The sequence below is a fragment of the Desulfovibrio sp. OH1186_COT-070 genome (assembly GCF_003860215.1).
Taxonomy (GTDB): Bacteria; Desulfobacterota; Desulfovibrionia; order Desulfovibrionales; family Desulfovibrionaceae; genus Desulfovibrio.
Map to the genome: position 1 here is coordinate 1 of NZ_RQYH01000093.1, position 1,095 is coordinate 1,095.

The window sequence follows — 1,095 nt, forward strand, 5'->3', positions numbered from 1 at the left end:
CTGTCTGTAAACCGTGATTTTTTCATGTAAAATCTCCCGCTTCATGAGTATGGGAAATTCTACTTTCAAACGCTACCATTTTTTGGGGGGATTACACCCTCACGGCAGGAAAAAATCCGGGAAACAGGAGCTGTTTGTACGGAAACAGATCAGAATTATGACGATACGGTCAGTTTTGCGGCCCGATATGCCGCTGCCACCAACGGCATCCTGATTCAGGATACCGCTTGGGACGGATATGAGGAAATCCCGCAATGGATCATGGAGGGCTACACAACCCTGGCCGATGAGGCAGACGAGCAGATACGCCATTTTTCTCCGGAGCCGCCCAGCCATGTGTTTCTGCAGGCAGGCGTAGGCTCCTTTGCCGCCGCCATCCTGGCATGGCATGTTATGCGCTGGAAAGACAAAGCCCCCCTCTGCATACTTGTGGAGCCCGCCAAGGCCGATTGCATTTTTCGCTCCATCAAAATGGCTGACGGTCTGCCCCACTCCGTTGCCGGGAACCTGGAAACCATCATGGCCGGACTCTCCTGCGGAAAGCCAAGCACTCTCGGATGGAAAATTCTGCAACATCATGTGGACGTGGCCTTGTCCTGCGATGATAGCATTGCCGCCAGCGGCATGCGCATTCTGGCGGCCCCGCGCCCCGGTGATCCTGCCGTGACAGGAGGAGAGTCCGGAGCCGTGACTGCGGGCGCTCTGGAATACATCATGCGCAGCCCGCACATGGCCTGTTTGCGCTCTTCCCTGAAACTCGGGCCGGATGCACATGTGCTTCTGATCAATACGGAAGGGGCCACCGATCCGGAGCAGTACGAAAAAATCGTCTGGCACGGCCTTTACCCGCAGGCGGAGGAGTGAGTGCCGCAAAAAAATACTTGCCAATCTCTCCCTCTTGGGATAGATAACTCTTCGCGCCGAAGTGGTGGAATTGGTAGACACGCTAGGTTCAGGGTCTAGTTCTCGCAAGGGAGTGGGAGTTCGAGTCTCCCCTTCGGCACCATGAATATCCAACCAGTTCAATCAGTTATAACTGGCTAAAAATAAAACGCTTATTCTTCCATTTGTAACACAAACTTGTTACACAAGGGG

1 protein-coding gene and 1 tRNA gene are annotated in these 1,095 nt (G+C 53.9%); both read left to right on the forward strand.

All coding sequences use genetic code 11. From position 1 onward, the window contains the following. Window positions 1-90: 90 nt before the first annotated feature. A complete protein-coding gene (locus EII23_RS11975; RefSeq protein WP_260424715.1) occupies window positions 91-864 on the forward strand; it encodes a diaminopropionate ammonia-lyase in 774 nt (257 codons plus the stop codon). 55 nt (window positions 865-919) lie between these two features. Then, window positions 920-1,006 (forward strand) — tRNA-Leu (locus tag EII23_RS11980). Window positions 1,007-1,095 lie beyond the last annotated feature (89 nt).